At 47.2% G+C, this 24,175-nt stretch carries 20 protein-coding genes; 8 read left to right on the top strand and 12 right to left on the bottom strand.

Annotation, left to right across the window (positions count from 1 at the left end):
- Positions 1-13 precede the first annotated feature (13 nt).
- Genes ACQ5DJ_RS03265 through ACQ5DJ_RS03245 form a run of 5 tightly spaced genes read right to left on the bottom strand, consistent with a single transcriptional unit; the run spans position 14 to position 5,555 of the window.
- A complete protein-coding gene (locus tag ACQ5DJ_RS03265) occupies positions 14-1,642 on the bottom strand; it encodes a peptide ABC transporter substrate-binding protein (RefSeq protein ID WP_429841158.1) in 1,629 nt (542 codons plus the stop codon).
- 36 nt (positions 1,643-1,678) lie between these two features.
- Positions 1,679-2,626, bottom strand: a complete 948-nt coding sequence (locus ACQ5DJ_RS03260) for an ABC transporter ATP-binding protein (protein ID WP_144615848.1) — start codon at positions 2,624-2,626, stop codon at positions 1,679-1,681.
- The gene (locus ACQ5DJ_RS03255; RefSeq protein ID WP_429841157.1) at positions 2,627-3,646 is read right to left on the bottom strand and encodes an ABC transporter ATP-binding protein; all 1,020 of its coding nucleotides are present in this window, start codon (positions 3,644-3,646) and stop codon (positions 2,627-2,629) included.
- 28 nt (positions 3,647-3,674) lie between these two features.
- Positions 3,675-4,619 carry an ABC transporter permease gene (locus tag ACQ5DJ_RS03250; protein ID WP_429841156.1) on the bottom strand — a complete coding sequence of 315 codons (945 nt, stop codon included), beginning with the start codon at positions 4,617-4,619 and terminating at the stop codon, positions 3,675-3,677.
- Positions 4,620-4,622: 3 nt separating this feature from the next.
- On the bottom strand, positions 4,623-5,555 hold the full coding sequence (locus tag ACQ5DJ_RS03245) for an ABC transporter permease (protein WP_429841155.1): 933 nt from the start codon (positions 5,553-5,555) through the stop codon (positions 4,623-4,625).
- 357 nt (positions 5,556-5,912) lie between these two features.
- Here ACQ5DJ_RS03245 and ACQ5DJ_RS03240 point away from each other — a divergent pair, with 357 nt between their 5' ends.
- Together ACQ5DJ_RS03240 and ACQ5DJ_RS03235 are read left to right on the top strand one after the other, a co-directional pair.
- Positions 5,913-7,223 carry a hypothetical protein gene (locus ACQ5DJ_RS03240; RefSeq protein ID WP_429841154.1) on the top strand — a complete coding sequence of 437 codons (1,311 nt, stop codon included), beginning with the start codon at positions 5,913-5,915 and terminating at the stop codon, positions 7,221-7,223.
- Positions 7,224-7,353: 130 nt separating this feature from the next.
- Complete coding sequence (locus ACQ5DJ_RS03235) at positions 7,354-8,295, top strand: alpha/beta hydrolase (protein ID WP_429841153.1); 942 nt, start codon at positions 7,354-7,356, stop codon at positions 8,293-8,295.
- Positions 8,296-8,393: 98 nt separating this feature from the next.
- On the opposite strand, the gene ACQ5DJ_RS03230 is transcribed toward ACQ5DJ_RS03235, so the two are convergent.
- The 3 genes from ACQ5DJ_RS03230 to ACQ5DJ_RS03220 all read right to left on the bottom strand — a co-directional run bounded on the left by ACQ5DJ_RS03230 (position 8,394) and on the right by ACQ5DJ_RS03220 (position 12,726).
- Positions 8,394-9,281, bottom strand: coding sequence for a DMT family transporter (locus ACQ5DJ_RS03230; RefSeq protein ID WP_429841152.1), 888 nt, complete (start codon positions 9,279-9,281; stop codon positions 8,394-8,396).
- A 199-nt stretch (positions 9,282-9,480) separates the two neighbouring features.
- Positions 9,481-11,550 carry an acyltransferase family protein gene (locus ACQ5DJ_RS03225; RefSeq protein ID WP_429841151.1) on the bottom strand — a complete coding sequence of 690 codons (2,070 nt, stop codon included), beginning with the start codon at positions 11,548-11,550 and terminating at the stop codon, positions 9,481-9,483.
- Between the two features lie 975 nt (positions 11,551-12,525).
- Complete coding sequence (locus tag ACQ5DJ_RS03220) at positions 12,526-12,726, bottom strand: hypothetical protein (RefSeq protein WP_017248292.1); 201 nt, start codon at positions 12,724-12,726, stop codon at positions 12,526-12,528.
- Positions 12,727-12,915: 189 nt separating this feature from the next.
- On the opposite strand from ACQ5DJ_RS03220, the gene ACQ5DJ_RS03215 reads away from it, so the two are divergent.
- On the top strand, positions 12,916-14,526 hold the full coding sequence (locus tag ACQ5DJ_RS03215) for a multicopper oxidase family protein (RefSeq protein WP_429841150.1): 1,611 nt from the start codon (positions 12,916-12,918) through the stop codon (positions 14,524-14,526).
- A 42-nt stretch (positions 14,527-14,568) separates the two neighbouring features.
- Here the strand turns inward: ACQ5DJ_RS03215 and ACQ5DJ_RS03210 are convergent, their stop codons facing one another.
- Positions 14,569-16,533 carry an ATP-dependent DNA helicase gene (locus tag ACQ5DJ_RS03210; protein ID WP_429841149.1) on the bottom strand — a complete coding sequence of 655 codons (1,965 nt, stop codon included), beginning with the start codon at positions 16,531-16,533 and terminating at the stop codon, positions 14,569-14,571.
- 166 nt (positions 16,534-16,699) lie between these two features.
- Between ACQ5DJ_RS03210 and ACQ5DJ_RS03205 the strand changes: the two genes are divergently transcribed.
- A complete protein-coding gene (locus ACQ5DJ_RS03205; protein WP_429841148.1) occupies positions 16,700-17,059 on the top strand; it encodes a Lin0512 family protein in 360 nt (119 codons plus the stop codon).
- On the opposite strand, the gene ACQ5DJ_RS03200 is transcribed toward ACQ5DJ_RS03205, so the two are convergent.
- Together ACQ5DJ_RS03200 and pepF are read right to left on the bottom strand one after the other, a co-directional pair.
- On the bottom strand, positions 17,056-17,385 hold the full coding sequence (locus ACQ5DJ_RS03200) for an MGMT family protein (protein WP_429841301.1): 330 nt from the start codon (positions 17,383-17,385) through the stop codon (positions 17,056-17,058). The two genes, ACQ5DJ_RS03205 and ACQ5DJ_RS03200, sit on opposite strands and share 4 nt — an antisense overlap.
- Positions 17,386-17,465: 80 nt before the next feature.
- Positions 17,466-19,265, bottom strand: a complete 1,800-nt coding sequence (pepF, locus tag ACQ5DJ_RS03195) for an oligoendopeptidase F (protein ID WP_429841147.1) — start codon at positions 19,263-19,265, stop codon at positions 17,466-17,468.
- 246 nt (positions 19,266-19,511) lie between these two features.
- On the opposite strand from pepF, the gene ACQ5DJ_RS03190 reads away from it, so the two are divergent.
- Entirely contained in the window at positions 19,512-20,738 is a 1,227-nt protein-coding gene (locus ACQ5DJ_RS03190) for an aminopeptidase (RefSeq protein WP_429841146.1), read from the top strand.
- 104 nt (positions 20,739-20,842) lie between these two features.
- Here the strand turns inward: ACQ5DJ_RS03190 and cdaS are convergent, their stop codons facing one another.
- Positions 20,843-21,457: a sporulation-specific diadenylate cyclase CdaS gene (cdaS, locus tag ACQ5DJ_RS03185; RefSeq protein ID WP_429841145.1), complete on the bottom strand. Its 615-nt coding sequence runs from the start codon at positions 21,455-21,457 to the stop codon at positions 20,843-20,845.
- A gap of 155 nt (positions 21,458-21,612) precedes the next feature.
- On the opposite strand from cdaS, the gene ACQ5DJ_RS03180 reads away from it, so the two are divergent.
- The 3 genes from ACQ5DJ_RS03180 to ACQ5DJ_RS03170 all read left to right on the top strand — a co-directional run bounded on the left by ACQ5DJ_RS03180 (position 21,613) and on the right by ACQ5DJ_RS03170 (position 24,175).
- Positions 21,613-23,088 carry a spore germination protein gene (locus ACQ5DJ_RS03180; protein WP_429841144.1) on the top strand — a complete coding sequence of 492 codons (1,476 nt, stop codon included), beginning with the start codon at positions 21,613-21,615 and terminating at the stop codon, positions 23,086-23,088.
- A 50-nt stretch (positions 23,089-23,138) separates the two neighbouring features.
- Positions 23,139-23,321 (top strand): hypothetical protein, encoded by a 183-nt coding sequence (locus ACQ5DJ_RS03175; RefSeq protein ID WP_429841143.1) that lies wholly within the window; start codon positions 23,139-23,141, stop codon positions 23,319-23,321.
- 89 nt (positions 23,322-23,410) lie between these two features.
- Entirely contained in the window at positions 23,411-24,175 is a 765-nt protein-coding gene (locus ACQ5DJ_RS03170; RefSeq protein ID WP_429841142.1) for a Ger(x)C family spore germination C-terminal domain-containing protein, read from the top strand.

Raw genomic sequence — 24,175 nt, 5'->3', positions numbered from 1 at the left:
CTCCTCTTTTTTTCTATTTCTTTGTTGCCCAGCGAGCACTTGGGAACGCGTTGACTGGGAAAGTGAGACCTTCTAAATTCGGTTTCACCAAATAGTTTTGCTGGTAGTGGTAGACTGGCATGAACGGCATTTCATCCATCAAAACGGCTTCTGCCTGATGAAGCAATTCCATACGCTTGTTCGGATCTTGCTCAACTTTTGCCGCCATATTCAACTGATCATACTCTTTGTTTACCCAACCAGTACGGTTGTTCGGGCTTTCACCCAAATAGTAGTCCAGATTAAACGCAGGGTCGTTGATTTGACCTACCCAGCCCATACGGCCCATTTGATAGTTCTTTTGTTTCGTTGTATCCAAATACACTTTCCACTCTTGGTTTGTCATTTTCACTTCTACGCCCAAGTTTTTCTTGAGCATTTCTTGGATCGCTTGCGCTATTTTTTTGTGGCTTTCATCGGTGTTGTACATCAGAGTAACTTCTGGAAGTGTGGACCAGCCTTCTTCTTGCATACCTTCAGCCAGCAACTTCTTCGCTGCTTCGTAATCTTCTTTGAAGTAGTCGCCGCCCTCTTCGCGGAAGTCTTTTCCGTTTGGTTGCATCGCTCCACGCGGAACCATGGAGTAAGCTGGTGTCTCTCCACCTTGGCTTACCATTTCGGACAGGGCTTTACGGTCGAGCGACATGGCGAAAGCTTTGCGGACCTTTTTATTCGTAAACGGTTCTTTCGTTACGTTAAACATGTACATGTACGTACCGTAGTAAGGAACGGATTTGAAATCTGGGCTCGATTTTTCTTGCGCGAGGATGTCAGACGGCATCTCTTTGTTGAAGTCGAGCTCACCGCTCTTGTACATCTGATAAGCAGTCGTGGCGTCATTCACCATTTTCCAGGTGATCTTCTCCATTTTTACGTCCGCTTTGTTCCAATAATGCTCGTTCTTTTCTACCACGAGCTCGGAGTCATGCTTCCACGAGACAAGCTTGTAAGCACCGTTGGAGATGTAGGTATCCGCATTTGCTGCCCATTTTGGATTGGCTTCCGCCTGCTTTTTGTTGATCGGGTGCCAGTAACGGGTAGCCAGCATTTTGTCAAAGTATGATGTAGGTGCAACCAGCTCGATTTCGAGCGTTTTTGCATCCACAGCCTTGATCCCTACATCTTCTGCTTTTCCTGTGCCCTTGTTGTATGCCTCTGCTCCTTTAATGTAATAGAGCAGGTAAGCCGTAGTCGAAGCAGTTGCCGGATCAATGTGTTTCATGTACGTAAAGGCATAATCCTCGGCTGTCACTGGCTCGCCGTTGGTCCATTTCACATCATCGCGCAAAATGAATGTATACTTCAGCTTGTCATCCGACAGCTTCACTTCCTTGGCTTGTCCCAGGATCGGATTGCCGTCCTTATCCTTGGTGTACAAGCCTTCGCCCAAATGATCCATGATCCAGAAGGACGTGGTATCAGTCGAGGTGAGCGGGTTCAAGTCTGGTGGCTCAGACTTGGCATTGAACACAACTTCTTGTTTGGCAGCAGCTCCTGGGGTAGTGGTACCTCCATTCGATGTTGACTCGCCACTACCGCCGCAACCAGCCAGAGCCGGAATAACGAGCGAGAGCGACAGGACAAAGGCAGCTAATTTCTTCACGTTGTTTCCCCCTATATTTTAAGATAGAAAATCGAACTACTGATAGAGATGACAAGCGACCCAATGGTTCGGTGCGGCTTCCTGCCATTCAGGAATTTGTGCCGCGCATTGCTCCATGGCCTTTGGGCATCTTGTTCGGAAAACACAACCGCTTGGAGCGTTGGCAGGACTCGGCAAATCGCCCTGCAAAATGATGCGCTCCCGCTTAATCGTCGGATCAGGAATCGGAATCGAGGACAGCAATGCTTGTGTATATGGATGAAGTGGCTTTGCATACAGCTCGAAGCTGTTTGCCATTTCTACCATTTTGCCGAGGTACATTACTCCGATTCGAGTGGAAATGTGCTTCACCATGGACAGATCGTGGGCGATAAACAAGTAAGTCAGCCCCCTGTCCTGCTGCAAGTCTTCTAATAGATTCACGACCTGTGCTTGAATCGACACATCAAGCGCCGAAATCGGTTCATCCGCGATGATAAATTCTGGTTCAACCGCAAGTGCTCGGGCAATCCCGATCCGTTGTCTTTGACCTCCGCTGAATTCATGAGGAAATCGGTTCGCATGCTCCTTAGACAAACCAACCAGCTCCAGCAATTCTTTGACCCGATCCGCTCTTGCACCACGGGACAAGCCGTGAATATCCAAACCCTCCGCAATAATGTCCATGACGGTCATACGCGGATTCAGACTTGCTTGCGGGTCTTGAAAAATCATTTGGACGTCGCGGTGGAACTGCTCTGCATCTTTCCCTTTTAGACGATGTGCATTTTTACCTTTGAACAAAACTTCTCCATCTGTATTTTCATAGAGGCGAATCATCGTTCTGCCCAAGGTCGACTTACCACAGCCACTCTCTCCGACAAGCCCGAGCGTCTCGCCGCGATTAATGGTGAAGGTCACGCCGTCGACTGCCTTTAGCGTAATCCCATTGCCGATCTCAAAATGCTTTTTTAAATTTTTGACTTCAACCAACGCTTGGCTCATCTACGTCTGCCTCCCTGCTGCCACCAATTCTTCCAGCTTCGGTGCCCGTGGATCATGTAGCCAACATGCTGCTTCGTGAGCCTCGGTGAATGTGGAAGCGTCTGGCATTTGCTGCTCGCATATTTCCATCGCAAACTGACAACGCGGAGCGAACGGACAACCTTTTGGCGGGTGGAATAAATCTGGCGGCGTTCCCTCAATCGGTACCAGTCGTTCCTTTTCCACACCATCGATCCGCGGCAGAGAGCGCATCAAGCCCCATGTGTACGGATGCTTCGGATTTGCGAAAATATCCTCTACCTTGCCTGATTCCACAACAATTCCTGCATACATAACCACAGCCCGGTGCGCGATTTCGGCTACGACACCCAAGTCATGTGTAATCATCACGATGGAGAGCTGCTGACGCTCCTGCAATTCTCGGAGCAAGTCCAAGATTTGTGCTTGAATCGTTACATCCAGTGCTGTCGTCGGTTCATCTGCAATGACGAGCTTTGGATTATTGGCGAGTGCAATCGCGATGACGACACGTTGCCGCATTCCCCCGGAAAATTCATGCGGGTATTGATCCACCCGTTTTTCCGGATCGGGGATACCGACCAGTCGAAGCATCTCCATCGCTTTTTTACGCGCCTCTTCTTTGCTGACCTGATGGGTACGAACAAATCCCTCGACGATCTGGGCGCCGACCTTCATCGTCGGGTTCAGTGCTGTCATCGGGTCCTGGAAGACCATCCCAATCTCAGCTCCACGAACCGAAAGCAATTCCTTCTTGCTCATCCCCGTGATGACTTTACCGTCAAAACGAATCTGACCATCCACGATTCTTCCCGGCGGGTTCGGGATCAAGCCCATGATCGCTTGGGCGGTTACACTCTTCCCACAGCCGCTCTCTCCTACTACCGCAAGCGTCTCGCCACGATCAACATGAAAGGTAACTCCCCGTACAGCCTGTACCTCTCCACCGTACGTTTTAAAATGTACGCGGAGGTTTTCTACTTGTAGCAAATGATCCGCCATGTCTGATCCTCCTATCTTCGTGGCGAGGTTACTCGCGAATTCTTGGGTCTAATGCGTCCTGCAAGCCATCACCGAAGACGTTGAAGGCAAACATCGTCAAGGAAATCATCAGGGCCGGGAAGAAGAGTCTCCACCAATCCCCTGTCAAAATAACGCCGAGTGCATCGTTAGTCATCGTGCCCCAGCTAGCGATTGGCGCTTGCACACCCAATCCCAAAAAGCTGAGGAAAGATTCTGCAAATATCGCCGAAGGAATGGTAAACGTCAAGTTCACAATGATGACTCCGATCGTGTTCGGAATCAGGTGGCGCAACAGAATGCGAGGAAATTTGGCACCCAGCACTTGCGCAGCCATAATGAACTCCTGGTTCTTCAATTGCAGGATTTGTCCCCGAACGAGACGAGCCATCCCTACCCAACCGGTTGCGGACAACGCGATGATGATCGTAACAATTCCAGGCTCCATGACAACCATCAGCATGATCACCACGAGCAGGTACGGCAGTCCGTACAATACCTCGATCAATCGCATGATAATTGTATCGATTCGGTCTCCCTTTTTGCCTCGACCGGCCATGTATCCAGCAATACCGCCGACAGTCACTCCGATGACCAAGTCAATTAACGCTGCGGATATTCCGATAATCAGTGAAATCCGCGCTCCGTACCATGTTCGTGAAAACATGTCGCGACCCAGCTCATCTGTTCCGAACCAATGCTCACCCGAAATTTCCTGATTCGCATTCAAGAGACTCTGGTCGGAATAGCTGTACGGAACGAGATGGGGGCCAATTATTGCCATGGCAATCAGCAAAACAATCAGGGTCAAACCCACCATTGCCAGCTTGTTTCTGACAATCTTTCTCGTTACTTGTTGAAAATGAGTCAGGCTCGGTCGCATCTGGGCGATCTGTCCATCTGCTTTTTGAGCTCTAGGTCGAAATAACTCATTTACTGATTGATCTACCGCCATTGGCTACCTCCCCCTACTCGATAGTTTGATTCGTGGATCGATGAACATATAGGCCAGATCAATCAAGAAGATAATGAGCACCAAGATGGCACTGTAGAATACTGTCGTTCCTAGAATAACGGGATAATCCCGATTGAAAATGCCATCGACGAAGTACTTGCCGATCCCCGGTACCGCAAAAATCTTTTCGACGACGAACGTTCCCGTTAACAAACTCGCGATAAGCGGTCCCATAAACGTGACGATCGGCAAAATCGCGTTACGGATTCCATGCTTGATCACTATCAGAAAAGTCGGAATTCCTTTTGCCTCAGCGGTCCGTATGTAATTCTGGTTCATCACGTCAATCATGCTCGTCCGCATATAGCGTGTAATGATAGCTAATGGTCCAAAAGCAAGTGCGAGTGAAGGCAGAACCGAGTGTTTCCAGCTGGTGAGCGTCGCTACTGGGAATAACGGCCATTTGATTGCCAAGTAATTAATGAGCAATGGCGCCATGATAAAGCTCGGTACAGCAATGCCTAATACGGCCATGACCATTGCCGTATAATCAATCCATGTATTTCGGTTTAATGCCGCAATTGTTCCGAATATAAGTCCGAAAAAAAGGGCAACCGCTATCGCTTGCAAACCGATCAGTGCAGATGCTCCGAAGCCATCTTTGATCATATCATTGACACCGCGTGTCTCCGACTTAATAGAAGGTCCTAAATCGAGCATGACCAAGCTTTTTAGATAAAGTAAATACTGCATCGGCAGCGGTTCATCCAAATTGTATTTCGCACGCAGATTCAACAAAATTTGCTCGGGCAACTGATCTGACTCCGACGCGAATGGATCACCAGGGATCATGTGCATCAGGCTAAAAGTCAGCGTTACAATAATCCACAAGGTGAGTACCATCATCAGAATTCTTTTAAGTAAATAACGCGACATCTATACGAGCCCCCCTAGTCCAGACTTGCAAAAAGATTAAGAAAATTCAACGCACCCTCCTTTTGAGATACCTTTAACGGAAATTGACCTAAAACATTCCTTAATTCAACAATATAGTGCCGTATTTATTTAATGTCAATTCTGATTTTTTTATTTTTTGCATCGATTCGAAAAGGAATTTGCCGAAAGTTGTCAAATATACAAACATTAATACGGAATTTTTCCCTAAAACATCCCTATTTAAAACTTCGTGGTCGCTACAGCTCGCTTGCCCATCCGATGGGTTATATTCTATATATATAAGAAAGACTGGCATACTAAAATGCCGAAAAAAGGATGGCTTTGGAGGACATTTTGATGATAAAAGTTGGCATAGTCGGTCCAAAAGATTCAGTAGATGCAATGGTAGCTGTAGGACGTGAGTTTTCCGATCACATCCTGCTCACCTCCTTTATTTATCAAGGAGTGGAACAAGTACCTACCTATGTAGCCGAAAATGATATGGAAACAGACCTCTGGTTCTTCTCTGGAGTCGCCCCCTACTCGATGGCAAAAGCGCATATTGGCAAGAAAAAAGCCTTTTATCCGCAAGTCAATTCAAGTGTCCTGACCAAAGTATTGCTCGAATTGGTATACCGCGATGGTTTTTCTTTAGATCGCGTGAGCTTCGATACCATTTCGGAAGCGCATTTTCTTGAGACTTTAGAGGAATTGGGCCTGCACTGTGAGAATCCATACCTAAAGCCGTATAAAGAATTTAGAATGAGATCTGAATTGGTAGCTTATCACACCCGCCTTATCCAGGAAGGCAAGGTAGACGCTTGTGTCACGGGAACGCTATTCGTCACCGAAGAATTAAAACGACAAGGAATCAGAGTATACCGAATGGGCTTCACGCGCTTCATATTTCGAGAGATTTTCAAGCAGATTTTGCAAGAGGGAGAGACCCTCCACTTCAAGCGGTCCCAAATTGCTGTTCAATTGATTGAAGTAACCGACGTAGAAAGGCTTGTGAACGAACCTGCAAACGCCTACGAACTACGCCGCCTCGACCTGAAGCTACAAGAGCTAGTGCTGGATTACACGGAGTCGATATCAGGCAGCTTCGTCGCCGTTGGCAATTCCAAGTTCATCATTTTTTCCACCCGGGGGTCATTCGAAGAAAATCCAGAATTTCACCCCACGATCCTTTTGGAAAAAATCAGGCTACTCACCAATTCACATGCCAATATGGGAATCGGCTTTGGTGTAACAGCATTGTCTGCTGAGCGCAATGCACAGCTCGCTCTCGGCCATGCCAAAAACCATAGAGATGCCGCCATTCTTGTCGACCATGACGGTTCGATTGAAGGACCACTGCGTCAAACGAACAGCATCAGCTACGAATATTGGACACAGGACAAAGAAATCAGCGAAAATCTGAAAAAAGCCGGTGTCAGCATTACGACGTTTAACAAAATCATTTCCGTCCAAAAAGCGCTGGGGCAAAAATATATCAGCGCTTCGATGATCGCAGAATGGATGGGCATGACCCCTCGCAATGCGCGAAGAATACTAAGTGATTTAGCAGAGCACAACATCATCGAGCTCATTGGGGAAGAAACGCCGACGAACCGAGGGCGCCCACGGAAGATTTATCGTATACTCCCCTCCCCACAAACCACTTAATTGTTTCTCCATGAAAAAGGCGTAAGCTAGTAATTTCCAGAAAATTTCTTTTGTGGAATCTTGCTTGCGCTTTTTTCTTGAGCTGTTTCTGTAAGCGATCCAAATATCATTCGAATTGGGGGTCATACACATGCCAGTTCATCCACAGATTCAACAGATATTAGACGTTTTAAACCGCTCACGCAATGATGTTGATTTCAACCAATTGACACCACAGATGATGCGAATGGCGACTGATCAAAATCGAGATTCAGGCGTGGAACGTGAACAGGTAAAAAAGGTAGAGAATCTTTCGCTTCCCTTAGAAGAACGTTCTATTCCGATTCGCATATACACACCAGAAGGTCATGCCCCCTTCCCTGCACTCGTGTACTATCATGGAGGCGGATTCGTGATCGGCAATCTTGAAACGGTAGACTCGGTATGTCGCAACATCGCAAATAACGCAAAATGTGTGGTCATTTCTATCGATTATCGGCTCGCCCCTGAACATCCTTTTCCTGAAGGATTGGAAGATGCCTATGGCTCTCTCCTCTATATTTCAAACCATGCTGATCAGTTTGGCATTGACCCATCGCGGATAGCAGTAGGCGGAGATAGCGCCGGGGCTAATTTTGCAGCAGTAGTGAGTCTCATGGCGAAAGAACGACAGGCCCCGTCTATCGTTTTTCAATTATTAATAAATCCAGCCGTAGGAATTGTGGACACCGATCTCTATCCATCCATGCAGGAGAATGCGAGTGGCTATTTGCTGGATGTGAAATTGTTGGATTGGTTCCTCGGTCACTATATACCTCCGACTACCGATCGACAAAATCCATATCTTGATCCGATCAACGGAGCCGACCTCTCTGGTTTGCCCCCTGCCATGGTGATTACAGCCGAATACGACCCTTTGCGGGATGGCGGAAAAGCGTATGCAGACAAGCTACGTGAGAGCGGTGTAGATGTCATCTATCGCAATGAACAAGGCATGATCCATTCCTACACTGGATTCCATACGTTTATCAAGCAAGCTCAGGAATCGCTGGATGAAATGTCGGCACAATTACGAAAAGCTTTCGAAATGTAGGCTGTATTGGATAAAAAAGCGTAAGCATTGATTCGGGCAATTCTTACTCCCGAATCGAAGCCTACGCTTTCCTTTTGACCTTTTACAAGCAGCATGCCTTATACCGTCTTCGATGGCTGAACAGATTGTTTCTTTTGAACACTGGCAACAATCACACCCACGACAATCAACAAGGAGCCTCCCACTTGAATCGATGTCACCTGGGAACCAAGCAGTAAGAACCCGACCAGCATCGCTACAAAGGGCTGCAAGTTAAGAAAAATAGCTGCTTTGCCCGTCCCTACCACTTTTAATTGTTGATTCCAGACGATTCCACATATTCCTTGCATGAGGATCGCAGTCAAAATGAGCATCGCCCATGCCCACACTTCATGGCTGATCTGCGCCCCAGGCTCGATCGTCAACAGCGCCGCTGGAGTCAAAAACAAAGTGCCAACCGTTGTCGAGTAAACGGTGGCAATAAACGGCTGCATGGTTTGCGTCAGTTTGCGAATGATGATCATGGAAGACGAGAATGTGACCATGGCAATCACAATGAGAAAGACGCCCTTGGAAATGGAGAGTCCTGCTCCAATACCGACTACGAAGAATGTTCCCAAGAGAGCCAAGCCAGATCCAATCTTCATACGTAAGGTAAACTGTTCCTTCAAAAACAAAGAGGCCAGCACTGCGGTAACAATCGGCGACATGGAAAGAATCAACGCTGCCGTTGTAGCGTCTGTCGTCAAGAGCCCGTTGAAATACGCCGTTTGATTCGCAAGCGTCCCGATCAATCCGAGTAAGACAAGAAGTCCTAGCTCACGAGCAGTGATTTTTACGAATTTTTTGGTCAGCCACGCGTAAATGATCAGAAACATAGATGTGAAAAGCAAGCGTACATCTGCTAAAAACAGCGGCGGAAACTCTTTAACTAGCATACTTCCGAATACAAAATTACTGCCCCACAGCGTTACACAAAAAAGCAACAGCAAGTACGACCGAATCATGATTGTTCCTTCTTTCACCCGATGCATTATTCTTCCGTTAGCTATCGTACAGGAGAGTGCGAAAAAAGTCCATGAGCTGATCTGCTATAGTTTGATGGAAATTATGTTTGGTTGTACACACTGTCACATAAAAAGACCAGCGAACGACTTGGTTCACTGGTCTTTCCTTGCTTTGTTTCAGTCAACGATTGTTCTGGTATTATTGTACCATTTCTTCCATAGGGGTTTCCTCAGTTGCCTCTAATGCCCCTTCCATCTGCCCTACCTCTTCTGCTGCTGACTCTGCCGCTTTCTCTTCCTCTTTCACTTCCGGCTTCTTCTCTGGCTCCGTTGGCGCGATTGCACTCGCCACGAGTGCCGCGTATTTTTGCGAGCCTTCCTTATTCGGGTGAACACCGTCTTCGTAAAAGTAAGAGCTTTGCCCTTCACTTGCCGCATACCAATCCACAAGAACGACATGCGGATGGGCTGTAGCAGTTTCCGCCAGCATCTTATTCACGACACTTTCCCACGGTTTAGGTACGCGAGAGTTGACGAGAATGATTTGTTCTACGCCATCCAGCGATTGCAGTAGCTTATCGAGCTGGCCTTTACTAAATGCGCCGTTCGAGCCTAGTTCAATCACGACGCGATTTCCCAATTGGCCTTTTGCCTTGAGCTGTGCAATTACTTCAGGAGCCTTCGACATTTGCCTTCCGATTTTGGCATCCACCACGATTCCTGGCAATAGCTTCTCCAGATAAGGAGCCACATCGAGCATGACAGAGTCACCAATCACAGTGATCCCTTTACCGGAGCCTATCGCTTTGATCGGTTCCTGTTTTGGGTCAGGCTGTTTGGAAGCATTCGAATCTTTCTGCTTCTCCACTGGCTTCTGCTTTTGTGCGTTGTTATTTGGTTTCTGCTCGTTTTTCGGCTTTGTTGGTGGAGTAGCTGGTTTTTGAGCCGTTTCCGGTTTCTTCTCTACGATTGGCACCTCAGGACCATGTGGCTTGTCGGGGACCTTTGTCTCGGTGATCGTTTGTGTTGGCTGCGTCACATTTCCAGCGGTCGCATCTGAAGTGAGCGAAGCGACCCCATAATACGTGACACATAGAGCGATCGCGCACCCAGTTGCCAATACACGGTTTAACCGTTTTGTTTTCTGCCCAGCCTTATTGGAACGATGCCAGATTCTGCCTAATGCACCGTAGCGAATAGGCTCTTCGAGGTATTTAAATGACAAGGATGCCAGCAAAATGCTTGCGAGGAGCTGTAAAACCGCTCCAGGTACCGCCATCCACTCCCTTTCTGCTAAAAACGGATTCGTCCAAACGATAACAGGGTAGTGCCACAAATAAATACCGTAGGATCGAACCCCGATCCAACGCAATGGCTTGCAGCCCATCCATTTCGCCAAGCTGCTTGCCGGATGTGCGAGAACTGCGACCAGCACGGCACTGACAACAGACAAGAGGACTAGCCCGCCCTCGTACAAATAATCATCATACTGATTCGTGTTCCAAATGCTGTACAAAAGAATTCCTAAGCTCAAGAGACCGCTTAGATCAAGTGTCATTCGTGCTTTTTGTGAAATGTTCGTCGTAAGCAAGCGACTCGGCCACATCATGGCGAGTGCGGCACCGATCAGCAACCCGAATACCCGTGTGTCCGTTCCGTAATAAACACGACTCGGATCAAGACCTGGCTCATACATAACGGCCATGGAGATGGCGGATAGTCCAGCCAGCACCAAAGTAATGATCATGATTGGCCCCCTCCGCTTCAGGAAACGAAGTCCCAGAGCGAGTACCAGCGGCCAAATGACATAAAACTGTTCTTCTACTGCCAATGACCACAGATGGCCTAGTGGTGAAGGCGGACCGAATTTTTCAAAATAAGATACGTCATGAAAGACCAGCCACCAGTTGCTCACGTACAGAACTGCTGCTCCAACATCTCCGCGGATGGTTTCCAATTGGGCTGGCGAAAAGAAAGCCACCCCTGCCATCACCACAAACAGCATGAGGAAAAGCGCTGGGAGCAGTCTTCTGGCACGGCGCAACCAAAAGTCTTTCATGTCAAGTCTGCCATTTCGATTCCATTCTGCAATTAATAAATCTGTAATTAAATATCCCGATAAAACGAAGAAAATACCGACACCCAACAATCCCCCGGGTGCCCAGTCGTAATTCAAGTGATAAATAATGACTGCGAGTACCGCCAGCGCACGAAGCCCGTCGATCCCAGCCATGTATCGGCTGCTTACAGCTTTGATCGGTTCAGGCATGCTGGTGGCCTCCTATCGTTGCATGTTGGCGAGTGATTAATTCGTTCTGATTATTAATTCTTTTCGTACCCATCGTCCTTTTCGTTTTTTTATGGTGATTCTTCGTGCTCGCCATGCAAAACATCTGCATTCTCCCCTTTTACTTCCGTTCTGTTTTCATCATTTGTTGTTGGGGGCAGTCATTACACATCGGGAATTGCGTGCTCTATGAATGCAAAACCCCTGTTTCTGGAATCGTGAGAAAACGGGGTTTGGTCTCGTTCATTATCTTTATGGAAAATGAATTCTTCCCATCATCGTTGCCCGTATTCAGGATGTGATGAACTACTCACTATCTCGTTGTTTTTTGTTCACTTACTCCCTTATATATGCATCACACCTTCCTTATAGTGGATGGTCTCACAAGGAAATTACCCGGTCCTTGTCTTACGTTAGACTCTTGCTGAATAGTTGTTTGTAACCTGATTATATGACGATTTCGGGGGATAACTCGTTACAAACTGTTTACATTCTGACCATGTTTTTTCCCGGTAGAAACGCGGAACAAAAAAAGAAGCTGCTGGTATACTTTCCCCCCATCAGCTTCACGATTGTAGATCATCGCAGACCACCACTGTCAGATGCAAAATGCAACGTGTTTACTTGTCACAAAAGATTTACTGATCAACAGCCTGCATCAGTTCGTAATTTTTTGCGAGTTGTATTGACATTCCTGATTGTCATTTGTTGATTAACCTTTGAGCCAATAAGTTTCTGCTTGATGTAATGCCAAATCCAAAAGCTTGTATGTATACTGTCTTCCAATTTGTGAGGAATCGTTGCTTTGGAATCGGTATCCCCCGAAGGAAAGCGACATCAATCCGATTATTCCCCTATCACTACCATTTTCGCCAATCGAAACGGGAAACACAAGACAAAAATAAAATCCCCATCGATTACCAGCACCGACGAGGATTTCCGCTTGATTATCCAAATTTAAATGTGATGAGTAAACAAATAATTCAAGAAGAAACCACCGCTGACTACCGCAATCACCATGCATACGATGCCACTTTTCACCCGTTCGGAAAGCAATCGCATAAATCCAAGACAGAAAAAGACTCCTGTGACCAAAAAATAAGCGACTCCAACCCAAAAAACATTCCAAGGCAAGCTCGCAAAATCTACGTTACCCAAACGTGAACACCATCCCTGTCCGATTCTACTGATTACTTATATGTACGATACTCCATTATAGCATTTGTCCACACTGACTTCCCATTTTTGCACAATGCGTAACAGAAGTGTCATACATCCCGTCTTCATGTTTTCTACACAATCGTTTGGTACGCTTTCTCCAACAGCTCAAAGGAGGAAAAAGTGCACATGAACAAACGGAAAATACGCCCATGGGCTTATCCCTTGATTCTAGGTGGCGTTTTGCTGTTATCCGCCTGCTCCACTGGCAATACCACAATGGATCATAATGGACACAACATGAATTCTTCCCCCCAAACACCAGCAGAAACGCAATCGCAGCAGATTTCTGCTTACAGCGACTCGTCGATGGAGGTGCTTACAGGCAATACATTTACCCTCACGGCAAAAGAAAATAGGCTCCACCTCGATGACAAGACCATGAAAAACGCATGGACGTACAATGGAACCGTTCCAGGTCCACAGCTTCGTGTCAAACAAGGGGAAACCATCAGTGTGACGTTGAAAAACGAATTGCCCGAGCCAGTCACCATTCACTGGCATGGCTTACCCGTCCCGAATAACATGGACGGAATTCCTGGTGTGACCCAAAATGCCGTAAGACCAAACGAAAGCTTCACCTACAAATTCAAGGTGGATGTTGCCGGGACATACTGGTACCACTCGCATCAAAACAGCGCCAAGCAGGTAGACAAAGGCTTGTATGGTTCACTTGTGGTAGAACCGGCTACACCAGAGCCAGCTGATAAGGACTTTACCCTCGTTCTGGATGAATGGATGCAGGACGATAGCATGGCGGAAATGCACGGAAGTGGCATGAACCATGGCATGAGTGCCCCTTCTTCCAATAGCTCGTCCTCTGGCGGTCACAACATGGCCAGTATGGAGATGCCCATGAGTGACGCTGAGATGATGCCGTTGATGTATACGATTTTTTCGGTGAACGGAAAAACAGGCCCGGCAATCCAGCCGCTATCTGTTAAACAAGGTGAGAAAGTCAGAATCCGCCTGATCAATGCCGGATACTTGAACCACAAGCTGAACCTGCAAGGTCATGAATTTAAAATCGTAGCAACAGACGGGCAGCCTATCAATAATCCGCCCCTTGTAGGAGGCCAGCTCCTCAATATCGGGCCAGGAGAACGATATGATCTCGAATTTGTCGCAAATAATCCTGGCAAATGGTTATTAGAGGAGCGCAGCACAAATCCAGGCGCCAAGTCCCTTGTCGTGCCTATCATCTACGAAGGCTCAGAAACAAAAGCAGCCAAATCCGAAGCTGGCGATATGCCAACGATAGACATCACGAAATACGGCGAAGCTGCAAAAAGCAACTTTACGCTGGAGCAGAAGTATGACATCACGTATCAAATGGATTTGAACACGGAAACGGCAGATGGAAAAATGGCCTTTACCATCAATGGCAAAACGTTCCCGGATGTCCCTCCGCTCAACGTCAAAAAAGGCAATCTCGTCAAAGTCACGATGGTGAACAAATCACCAAAAGATATCCACCCGATGCATTTGCACGGACATTTCTTCCAAGTATTAAGCAAAAACGGACAGCCTATCTCAGGCTCCCCTCTGGTCAAAGATACGCTGAACATTTTGCCGGGTGAATCTTATGAAGTCGCCTTCGAGGCTGACAATCCTGGTGATTGGATGTTCCACTGCCACGATTTGGGCCATGCCGCGCAAGGGATGGTATCCGAAGTAAAATATGAAGGCTTCAAGCCGGATTTCGTCGTCGACCCTACTGTCGGCAACATGCCGGAATAACCATAGAAAAAGCAGGAAGCCACGTAGGCTCCTGCTTTTTCATTACGCCAATACACCGTCCAAAGACGTTTTCCACTCTACCCCATCTGGGAAAACATCCTGTACTTGTTGTCTCAGCTGGTTACTTTGGCTCAATTGCGGACTCAAGATCGATACCAAACCACTATCCTCTCTCGAACGGATCAAACGCCCGATGCCTTGACGCAGTCTCAGCAGCATGTAAGGCATATCTACCTCGTCGAAAGGATTCGCTGCACTTTTTCGTTTTGCTGTAAACACCGGATCATTCGGCGGGAATGGCAGTGACCAAATGATCACATTGGACAACGAAGGCCCCGGAACATCTAACCCTTCCCACAAACTCACCGCACAGAGGCTGCTTTTCTCGTCGTTTTGGAACTGAGAGATCAGATGGCTGATTTCCGCATCTCCTTCAAACAAGAAGCGCAGAGCCGTACAGGCAGGCTCGTTTTTGATGGCGGCCTTGAATTGCTGTAATTCCTCCATGGAGGAAAATAACAGAAGCGCACTACCCGCTGATTTTTGCAGCAATTGGGTAGCCTGTCTCATTTTTTCCGCAAATGAGTCAGTCACAGAAAGTGTCGGTACGTAAACCTCCATTTGCTTGTCGTACTCGTACGGGGAAACCACCGAGAAAGACAGATATTGCTCAATGCCCAAGCTGTCCGCCACATACCTAAACGTTCCATCAACAGATAGAGTCGCTGACGAAAAGACAATCGGCATCTTTTGTGAGAATACGCGCTCTTCCAGTACTTCCTGCACCTTTTTTGGCATGACGACCAAGGTTGGCCCTGTAATCTCTTCACTCATCCAGGAAATGACGTGATCCGGATCTTGGAAAAGTCCCAGTGCTAGCTGCATCATTTCCAAATGCTCTTCGACAATTCGCAGCTGGAACTCGTCCAACGTATAAAGACCACCCTCTAACGCCAGCTCTTCTTCAATCCAACTGACGAGACTCGTAAAACGGTGGATGACTGCAATGAGTTCCGGATGGAAGTGAATTTCCTTGCGGTTGGAGCCCATCACAGCCTTGCTCTCTTCGTTCAATCGGGAGAACATCTCCTCGCTCTGAGCAATCGCTTCTTCAATGGCAATGGCGAGTTCTTCCCTGATCTCACCCTTCAAGACACGCGTAATCGTTTCTTCGAACACGGAGTGATTCAGCTTGTACGTCAATGCTTTTTGGGCAGCAGGCTCCAACAGATGACCCTCGTCAAAAATGACCGAGCTATGCGGTGGCAGCAACGGCAGCTGACCTCCGCGCTTGCGGATCTCATAGGTCCACACATGCTCCATATAAAAGTCATGGGAGCAAATGATCAAATCGGCTGACTGACGGTAATGATTTCTCGATAGGGTCTGCCCACAGCGGTGCTGTCTGTCACACACAAAGCAATCCTGAAAAGTATCCCAATTCATCTGCGCCCATTCTTGATCATCCAGGTCAGGATATGTGCTGCGATCGCCATACTGATAAAACGACTGCAAGGCCTCATGTGTATGAACAAAGGAAGGCAGCTCTTGATAAATATGCTGGAAGGCTTCCCCTGTCTCAGGCTGGAATCTCGCCTCATCCAGCTTGCGTAAACAGAGATATTGGTCCGGAGATTTTCCGAGTCTCGCGTCAATCGTCAGGTTGAGATGACGAGCGAGTTTGGCAATATCGCCTTCGGGTTTTACGAGCTGCTCAATTAACGACTCATTCGCACAGGCAATGATGGCGGGCTTTCTGGTATATCGTGCATAGCAGATGGCGTACAGCAAGTAAGCCAATGTTTTTCCCGTGCCTACTCCCGCCTCTGCAAAAATCGTTTGCTTTTCTATAAAAGCCCGTTCAAGCTGAAAGGCCATGTAGATTTGCTCATCACGCACCTCGAATCCAGCCTCAGGCAATACTTCATAAAAAACGTCCGCTACCCAATCACTCACCTGAGAGATGAACGGCTGGGACGGATCGTAGGCAAAAGGATAACGTTCCAATTGTGACCTGCCTCCAATAATGAAAAGAATCGTCAAGCATAGATACCAACATGTTATGATGACATGTCTTGACGATAAACACAATACAGATGAGAGAAAAAACCATTCCTTTTCGTGGTAAGATAAGATGGTAGAAAAGTAGAATGAAACAGGAGTGAACAAGCCAATGGAAAAAGTAATGTTTATTGAAATAGGAATGGGAATCGACATGCATGGACAAAACGTCACCAAAGCCTCAGTCCGCGCTGTTCAAAATGCCATCCATCATAATTCGATGCCTGGACTGCGTTCTGTCCTGCCAGGAAACGATATCCATAACATGAAAGTAAATGTGAGACTTGCCGTTCCTGCTGACAAGGACAAGCTCGACTTGGAAACGGTTCGTAAAGCATTGCCTTACGGGGAAGTCTCCTTCGAAATCGTCGATGGCGGCATGCTGACGAGCAGTGGAGTCGTGATCGCTGAAAAAGAGGACAAGAACGACCTTGCCTATATCGTCATTGCTTCGGTAGAGGTCGGATACTAGAATACCGGCTCATCCACTACATGTGGGTGAATCTGATATCGCTCCAACTCTATTTCTCCTGCTGCTGACACGACTATCCCTTCGCTTTCCAACGCCATTTTTTGCAGCGTGAACGAATCCAAATCTTGCAATCCGATCTTTCCTTGGGCGTTGATGACCCGATGCCAAGGAAGCTTGTGCTTTTTAGACATGGAATGAAGGATGCGAACGATTTGTCTGGCAGCCCTTGGACTCCCGGCCAACGCAGCAATTTGCCCGTACGTCATGACATGGCCCGATGGAATCCCGGCAATAATGTTTAGTGCGCGCTGCGTAAATTCGGTCATGATGACTACTCCTTCTTCCTTGATCAAATCAAAAGGCTTGTGACTCCTTGCGATCACAAGCCTTTTCTTCTTTTATCAGGTTAGAACAGTCTTTCCAGCTCGTCAACCAGACTGCCCACGTATGCGACAGCCTCGCGGATTGGCTGCGGATCTGACATATCCACGCCAGCTTTTTTCATCAGTTCCAGCGGCGTTAGTGTTCCCCCAGCCTTGAGCACCTCGATCCAACGATCAACAGCAGGCTGTCCCTCTTGCTTGATGCTCGCTGCCATTGCTGTAGAAGCGGTCAAACCAGCTGCGTATGTGTACGGATACAGCCCCATGTAATAGTGTGGTTGGCGCATCCATGTAAGACTCGCTGCCGCATCCAGATCAACGTCATCACCCCAGAAGTCTGCGAGCACTTGCCCTTTCCATTCGGAGAGCTGTTTGGCAGTCAAAGGTACGTCTTTTTGCGCTGCCTCGTACACTTTTCGTTGCATTCTCGCTTCTAACAGATGCGTGACAAAGTTGTGGTAATACGTATTCATCAATTGCAAAATGATCCAACGCTTCAGACGAGGATCGTCGGATTGCTCCACGATGTGCTGCGCGAGCAAAAGCTCATTGAGTGTGGAAGGCGCTTCGATAAAGTATAGCGATGGACGAGAGTTCGTAAAGCTTTGCTCTCTTGTCGCCAGCATAAAGTGTCCGCAATGCCCCAGCTCATGCGCCAGCGTGAAAGCACTGCGCATATTTCCCGACCACGTAATGAGAATGTAAGAGTGCTTGCTGTATGTCGTTGAGCAGAACGCACCTGTCGATTTGCCCACGTTGTCTACGTAGTCGATCCAGCGTTCATTCAGCGCTTTTTCCATAATGGCTGTATATTCAGGACCCATCACTTGCAAGGAAGCCAGAATCTTTTGCCCAGCTTCTTCAATCGTAATCGGCGGACTGAATTCTGGATCAAGCGGCGCCTTCAAATCACAAAAAGCCAACTTCTTAAGGCCAAGCTCTCTCGCTTTGAGCTTCGCATAGCGACGCATGTGCGGAGCGAGTTCATTCCCGATAATATCCAGGATGTTGTGGTACATTTCCAGTGTAACTTGCTGTGGTTTAAGCAGCATGTCCGTTACGGTTTCATAGCCACGTAGACGCGACATGACTGTTTGTCTTTTCACCTCTGTCGCGTATACTGCAGCGAAAGAGTTTTGGTAAGAAGCGAGTGTCTTCGAAAAGGATTCGTACGAAGCACGGCGCAGCGTCGTATCGGAAGACATCTCATAATCGGTCTCAAACAGCGCGAAAGATACTGGACGCTCATTTCCTTCGCTATCATGGACGGGTCCAAATGACATGTCCGACAGTTTTCCGCGCGCGTATATGTTGTATGGCGCAGAGAAAACCTCGCCCATCGCCGCAAATGCTTCTTCGGTCTCAGCCGACAGTCGGTACGGCTTTGTTTCCAGCAAATCATTCAGGCTTTTGCGGAATACTTCGAGTCCTGGTTCTTCCGCCAAGAAGCTCTCGATTTTTCCTTCAGGCAAAGCCAAAATCTCGGAAGGTATAAAAGAAAGCGCAGCGTTCAGCTGGGACACGACATCCCCTACCCGTGCAGAGTTCGCTTGGTTTTGTGGATTCGTCCCGTCTTCAGACGACCGCAGTCTAGCATACGTCGCTGCAATACTCGCCCGAACATTGATCGCCTCGTTTGCCTCCAAGCATGCCAATAACGTCTCTCCACTCGTCTGCAACTGACCTTTGAATGCAGTGACGACAGGCAGATGCTGTACAATTTCTGCTAATTCTTGCTCCCACGCTTCCTGGCTCTCAAACAGATCGTTCAGGTTCCACGTATACTCGACAGCGACTTGATCACGTGTCTGTCTTGTCTTCACTCTGACTCGCCTTCCTTTAGTTCATGCAATAAAAATTTTTATGTAATAAATTTGCCTTTTCATTTGAATTTTCCTACAATTAACCAAATAAACAAGTGGATAACTTGCTCGAATTAGGCCGTAATCTGTCTTTTTCTGCGCTTTCCTAGGAAATTCTTTCAAATCATAAGCAGGTGATTTCGGAGGGGAAGGTAAAATAGATAGAAAGCAAGTAAGCCTTTTGTTCTTAAAAGGAGGAAATGAACCATGTCTTTTGAAACCTTGTTTGACCGTTATGCTGATCTCGCTGTAAAAGTCGGCGTGAATGTACAGCCTATGCAAACGTTAGTCGTAACAGCTCCGCTATCTACTGCTCCTTTTGTGAGAAAGGTAGCCCAAAAAGCGTACGAAGCGGGTGCCAAGCACGTACATATTGATTGGACCGACGATGAACTCACACGGATGAAATATGATTTGGCTCCTGAGGAAGCGTTTCGTGAATACCCGCAATGGAAGGTACAAGGATTAGAGGAAATGGCGGAAAATGGCGCGGCTTTTCTCTACATTTCTGCAGCGAATCCCGATTTGCTGAAAGGGGTTAAGCTTGACCGCATCTCTACTGCCAACAAAACAGCTGGTCAAGCTCTCCATAAATTCCGCAGCTATACCATGTCCGATAAAGTGAGCTGGTGCGTGCTTGCTGTTCCATCACCTGCATGGGCAGCCATGGTCTTCCCGCATTTGCCACAAGAGGAACAGGAACCTGCCCTGTGGAATGCAATTTTCCGCGCGACTCGCGCAGATATGGATGACCCTGTCCAAGCTTGGCATGACCATCATGCGACACTGAACAGCAAGGTGGATCAGCTGAATGCAAAACAATACCGCTACCTTCATTACGAAGCTCCCGGTACTAGCCTGACGATTGAGCTGCCTTCCAACCACATTTGGATTGGCGGCGGTAGCGTAAATAAAGACGGTGCCTCCTTCATGGCCAATATGCCAACAGAAGAAGTATTCACCGCACCATTAAAAGAAGGCGTCAATGGAACCGTTCGCAGCACCAAGCCTTTGAGCTATCACGGGAATTTGATCGAGAATTTTACGCTTACTTTTGAAAAAGGAAGAATAGTCTCGACAACTGCTGAAAAGGGAGAAGAATCCCTAAAGCAATTAATTGAAACAGATGAAGGCTCGCATTATTTGGGGGAAGTGGCTTTGGTTCCTCATTTGTCCCCCATTTCGCAATCAGATATCATTTTCTATAACACGCTCTTTGATGAGAATGCGTCCAACCACTTGGCAATCGGGAACGCTTATAGTGTGAATATTGAAGGTGGCGCTGACATGAGCAATGAGGAACTGGCTAGCCGCGGTATCAATATCAGCCTCACTCACGTTGATTTCATGATCGGCTCCGCCGAAATGAACATTGATGGAGAAACAGCTGACGGCAAGCGTGAACCACTATTCCGCAACGGAAATTGGGCTTGAATCTAACCTGAGAATAACATAGCGAGAGGCTGGATTTGTGTCATCACCATGACAAATCCAGCCTCGTTCTTTTCTCGGATACACTCGCTTTTCGCGGAGCGCTTTCATGAAGGGGAAATAATCGGATACAAGTGTCCCTGCATGGCAAAGGACGCTTTCCCCGTTTCCTCGGAAACAACAACGATCAGTGCATCGCTTTTTTCACTCAACCCCAAAGCAGCACGATGTCTCGTTCCCAACTTTTTTTCCCCTACGACAACTTGTGATAATGGCAGCACATTGGCTGCGGAAATGATATGATTTTCCCGAATCAGAACTGCCCCATCATGCAAAGGGCTGCCAGGATAAAAGATCGACTCCAGCAAGGAATGGCTCATCGTTGCTCCAATCGGTATGCCAGCTTGCAGCAGTAAATCAAGTGGGTCTTCGCGCTCAACAACGATCAATGCTCCTTGACGCCTTTTGGCCAAGTGCTGCACAGCCATGGACAAATCCAAGTATCTTTCCGTATAGGGAGAGAGATAGCATTGCAAATAAAACGAGGCTGCTACGGTTTCGAGTCGGCTAAACTTGGTGCGTATATGATCAAATGTCTCGAGCAGGCAGTCGTTTTCATTTCTCAAAGCATGTATGCTCTCATCTAACGTAACGGATATTCCCCTCAGCTCTTGCAGCAATTCAGCCTTTAGCGATGATGTATCACAGTTAACTTCCAGCATATGAACCCCTCAATTTCCATTTCTCTTCACGCCTCGTTCTTTGTTTGATTGTTCCCCTCCCCATAGGAAATCATTCTATTTCCTAGATGATAATTCCACTACAAACCGGACATAGTAAAACTCAAATGATGAACAGCTTATGGAGCGGAAGCGACATGATCACGAAATGGAATGAGTTTCTTTCCATCGCACAAGACTCGAATGATTTTAAGCATTACCCCCTGCTGAACGAGGAAAGTCCTTTTGTTATTTCGTACTATCAAACCTTAATAAAAACAGAGCTGTTGCAAAAAAATCTCTTGCGCCCCCTTCAAAAGCGTATGGAAGCAAATGAATCGACCACGGACCTACACCACTTTTCCCGCTTTATCCATGTGGAGGATATCATTTATACAGACGACATACAGACCGTCGTCTCCAAAATCATGACGGGCTATGCTGCCATCCAATCGAAAGACCAGCTACAGTCCTTCGCCCTCATCAATCTGTCCAATCCGACTGAAGGACTGCGAACTGACAACGACACGGAAAACGAGTTTAGTGTCGTTGGACCAAAGGTAGGCTTTGTTGAAAACATCGATATTAACCTACATCTCATCCGTCAACAAATCAGCACACCCAAATTAATCATTCGAGAGTTAACCTTAGGTACGCTCTCTCATACGCGCATAGCCGTTGTCTATTTGGCTGGTATTACGAATCCTCAGCACATTGAAACCGTTGAGCAAAGACTACAGTCGATCGACTTCGATATTATTTTTGATTCATCACAGCTCGATCAAATCATGAGTGACAATTCGAATACCCCTTTCCCCTTGTTTCTGTCTACAGAAAGGATTGACCGGGTCATCTATGCGTTAACTCTCGGGCAAATCGTGATTATTTCCGATGCATCTCCGTATGTCATTACCGGTCCAACCACTATTTTTGATTTCTTCATTTCTCCCGAGGATTATTATTTACCGTGGATCTTATCGTCCTTGTTTCGGTTGATTCGCATTTTTGGTGTGCTCTTTTCTATATTAATGACACCTGCCTATACGGCGGTTCTCACTTTCCATTTGGAAATGATTCCGCAAGACATGCTGGCTCCGATTATTTTATCGAGGAAATACGTCCCGTTTCCCCCCGTTTTAGAGGTGCTTTTCTTGGAGCTGACGATCGAGTTCTTGCGAGAAGCAGGTGCCCGTCTCCCGACAAAGGTCGGACAGACTCTTGGAATCGTAGGTGGAATCGTCATTGGTCAAGCATCTGTAGAAGCTGCGTTGACCAGTAATATATTGCTGATCATCGTTGCTCTGTCTGCGCTTGCCTCTTTCACTACCCCCATCTACAAAATGTCCAATACGATTCGTTTCCTGCGCTTCCCGCTCATTATTTTATCTGGAATTTGGGGTGGGCTTGGGATTGCTATCGGTCTCATGTTCATGCTGACTCATCTTCTGCAGCTGAAATCATTAGGAACACCTTACCTGGCTCCGCTTTACCCTTTTCGCAGGCGTAACTTCGCGGACAGCTTCATTCGCTCTTCCTACAGCAATACGGCCAGAAGGTCTGCTGTTATGCGCGTCATCTCACAATGGAGATACGATCCTGACAAGGCCACTCAGAAAAGAGACATTGATGAATAGATGAAGGAGCCATCGAGGAAACCATGGTTGCAAAGAGGAAATGGATACTGGTGTTATTTATATGGATCGTAGCTGGCTGCTCTTCGACTCGAATCGTCAGCGAAGTACAGCTGATTCATTCACTGGGGCTCGATATCGAAGATCAAAAGATGAAAGGCGCGGCTATCACCCACGTGTATGGAAAGGAAAAGACCTCGATAGAGCTGTTGGAAACAAAAAGTACGAATTTATAAACGATCCTCCCTGATTTTAACGCCATCACCCCTTCACAAGTGGGCAGTTGCGCTCCGTCATTGTCGGGAGGAAATATGCTGAAAACGGAATGGAATCCCTGGTGCATACGCTTTGCCGCGATCCCTCTATCGGTTTTCGCCTTCAACTCGCTGTGGCGGAGCCAAAGGCATTGACGATTTTGAAAGGCGTCCGTCATATGCAAATTCCTTTTTTTATCTCCGATAGCGTCGCTCAAAATATCAAAACGTTGAATGTGCCCAAGACCAACCTGCATATTTTCTTGTTTCATTTATATGGCGAGGGACGCGATCCTTACCTCCCCTATTTCGTGATGCATAATGACAGAGTAAAGCTGGATGGTCTCGCGCTTTTTCGAGATGACAAATTCGTGCATCGCATCAATTCGAAAGAGAGCTTTTTGTTAAAAATCATGGTCGAAAAAGCCAAGAGTGGTCAAATTCCATTTGAAGTGACGATAAACAATCGAAAAGAATCCGGACTGTTGAAAAATCTTCATTCCCATGCCGCATTCGATGTCAATACGACAGAGCCTGTTCCCCGTATCATGGTTAAGCTCACGGTAAATGGGCAAATCAGAGATTATTCGAAGTGGCTGCAATTATCTAATCCACAAGTCCTACAACAAATGGAAAAAGAGCTTTCCTCGTACCTACAAAAGGAGGCGACGAGCTTTGTGAAGCATTTACAGAAGCTTGAAGTTGATCCGGTTGGATTCGGTGACTTGGTTCGCAGTCGAAGCACGTCATGGAACTACTCGCACTACAAAAAGATTTATCCACAGATAAAAATCACAGTGACGGCCTCGATTAAGCTGGAGCAAACGGGTGAGTAA

Origin of the sequence: Brevibacillus sp. FIR094 (genome assembly GCF_050477165.1) — a bacterium.
Lineage (GTDB): Bacteria > Bacillota > Bacilli > Brevibacillales > Brevibacillaceae > Brevibacillus.
The sequence above is the reverse complement of the archived record's forward strand: the minus strand, read 5'-3'. Positions and strand labels throughout refer to the sequence as shown.

Excerpts from the sequence above, each read along its gene's own strand:
- ACQ5DJ_RS03260 (WP_144615848.1), bottom strand. The coding sequence starts at position 2,626 with ATGAGCCAAGCGTTGGTTGAAGTCAAAAATTTAAAAAAGCATTTTGAG.
- ACQ5DJ_RS03255 (WP_429841157.1), bottom strand. The coding sequence starts at position 3,646 with ATGGCGGATCATTTGCTACAAGTAGAAAACCTCCGCGTACATTTTAAA.
- ACQ5DJ_RS03250 (WP_429841156.1), bottom strand. The coding sequence starts at position 4,619 with ATGGCGGTAGATCAATCAGTAAATGAGTTATTTCGACCTAGAGCTCAA.
- ACQ5DJ_RS03245 (WP_429841155.1), bottom strand. The coding sequence starts at position 5,555 with ATGTCGCGTTATTTACTTAAAAGAATTCTGATGATGGTACTCACCTTG.
- ACQ5DJ_RS03240 (WP_429841154.1), top strand. The coding sequence starts at position 5,913 with ATGATAAAAGTTGGCATAGTCGGTCCAAAAGATTCAGTAGATGCAATG.
- ACQ5DJ_RS03235 (WP_429841153.1), top strand. The coding sequence starts at position 7,354 with ATGCCAGTTCATCCACAGATTCAACAGATATTAGACGTTTTAAACCGC.
- ACQ5DJ_RS03230 (WP_429841152.1), bottom strand. The coding sequence starts at position 9,281 with ATGATTCGGTCGTACTTGCTGTTGCTTTTTTGTGTAACGCTGTGGGGC.
- ACQ5DJ_RS03225 (WP_429841151.1), bottom strand. The coding sequence starts at position 11,550 with ATGCCTGAACCGATCAAAGCTGTAAGCAGCCGATACATGGCTGGGATC.
- ACQ5DJ_RS03215 (WP_429841150.1), top strand. The coding sequence starts at position 12,916 with ATGAACAAACGGAAAATACGCCCATGGGCTTATCCCTTGATTCTAGGT.
- ACQ5DJ_RS03205 (WP_429841148.1), top strand. The coding sequence starts at position 16,700 with ATGGAAAAAGTAATGTTTATTGAAATAGGAATGGGAATCGACATGCAT.
- ACQ5DJ_RS03200 (WP_429841301.1), bottom strand. The coding sequence starts at position 17,385 with ATGACCGAATTTACGCAGCGCGCACTAAACATTATTGCCGGGATTCCA.
- ACQ5DJ_RS03190 (WP_429841146.1), top strand. The coding sequence starts at position 19,512 with ATGTCTTTTGAAACCTTGTTTGACCGTTATGCTGATCTCGCTGTAAAA.
- cdaS (WP_429841145.1), bottom strand. The coding sequence starts at position 21,457 with ATGCTGGAAGTTAACTGTGATACATCATCGCTAAAGGCTGAATTGCTG.
- ACQ5DJ_RS03180 (WP_429841144.1), top strand. The coding sequence starts at position 21,613 with ATGATCACGAAATGGAATGAGTTTCTTTCCATCGCACAAGACTCGAAT.
- ACQ5DJ_RS03170 (WP_429841142.1), top strand. The coding sequence starts at position 23,411 with ATGGAATCCCTGGTGCATACGCTTTGCCGCGATCCCTCTATCGGTTTT.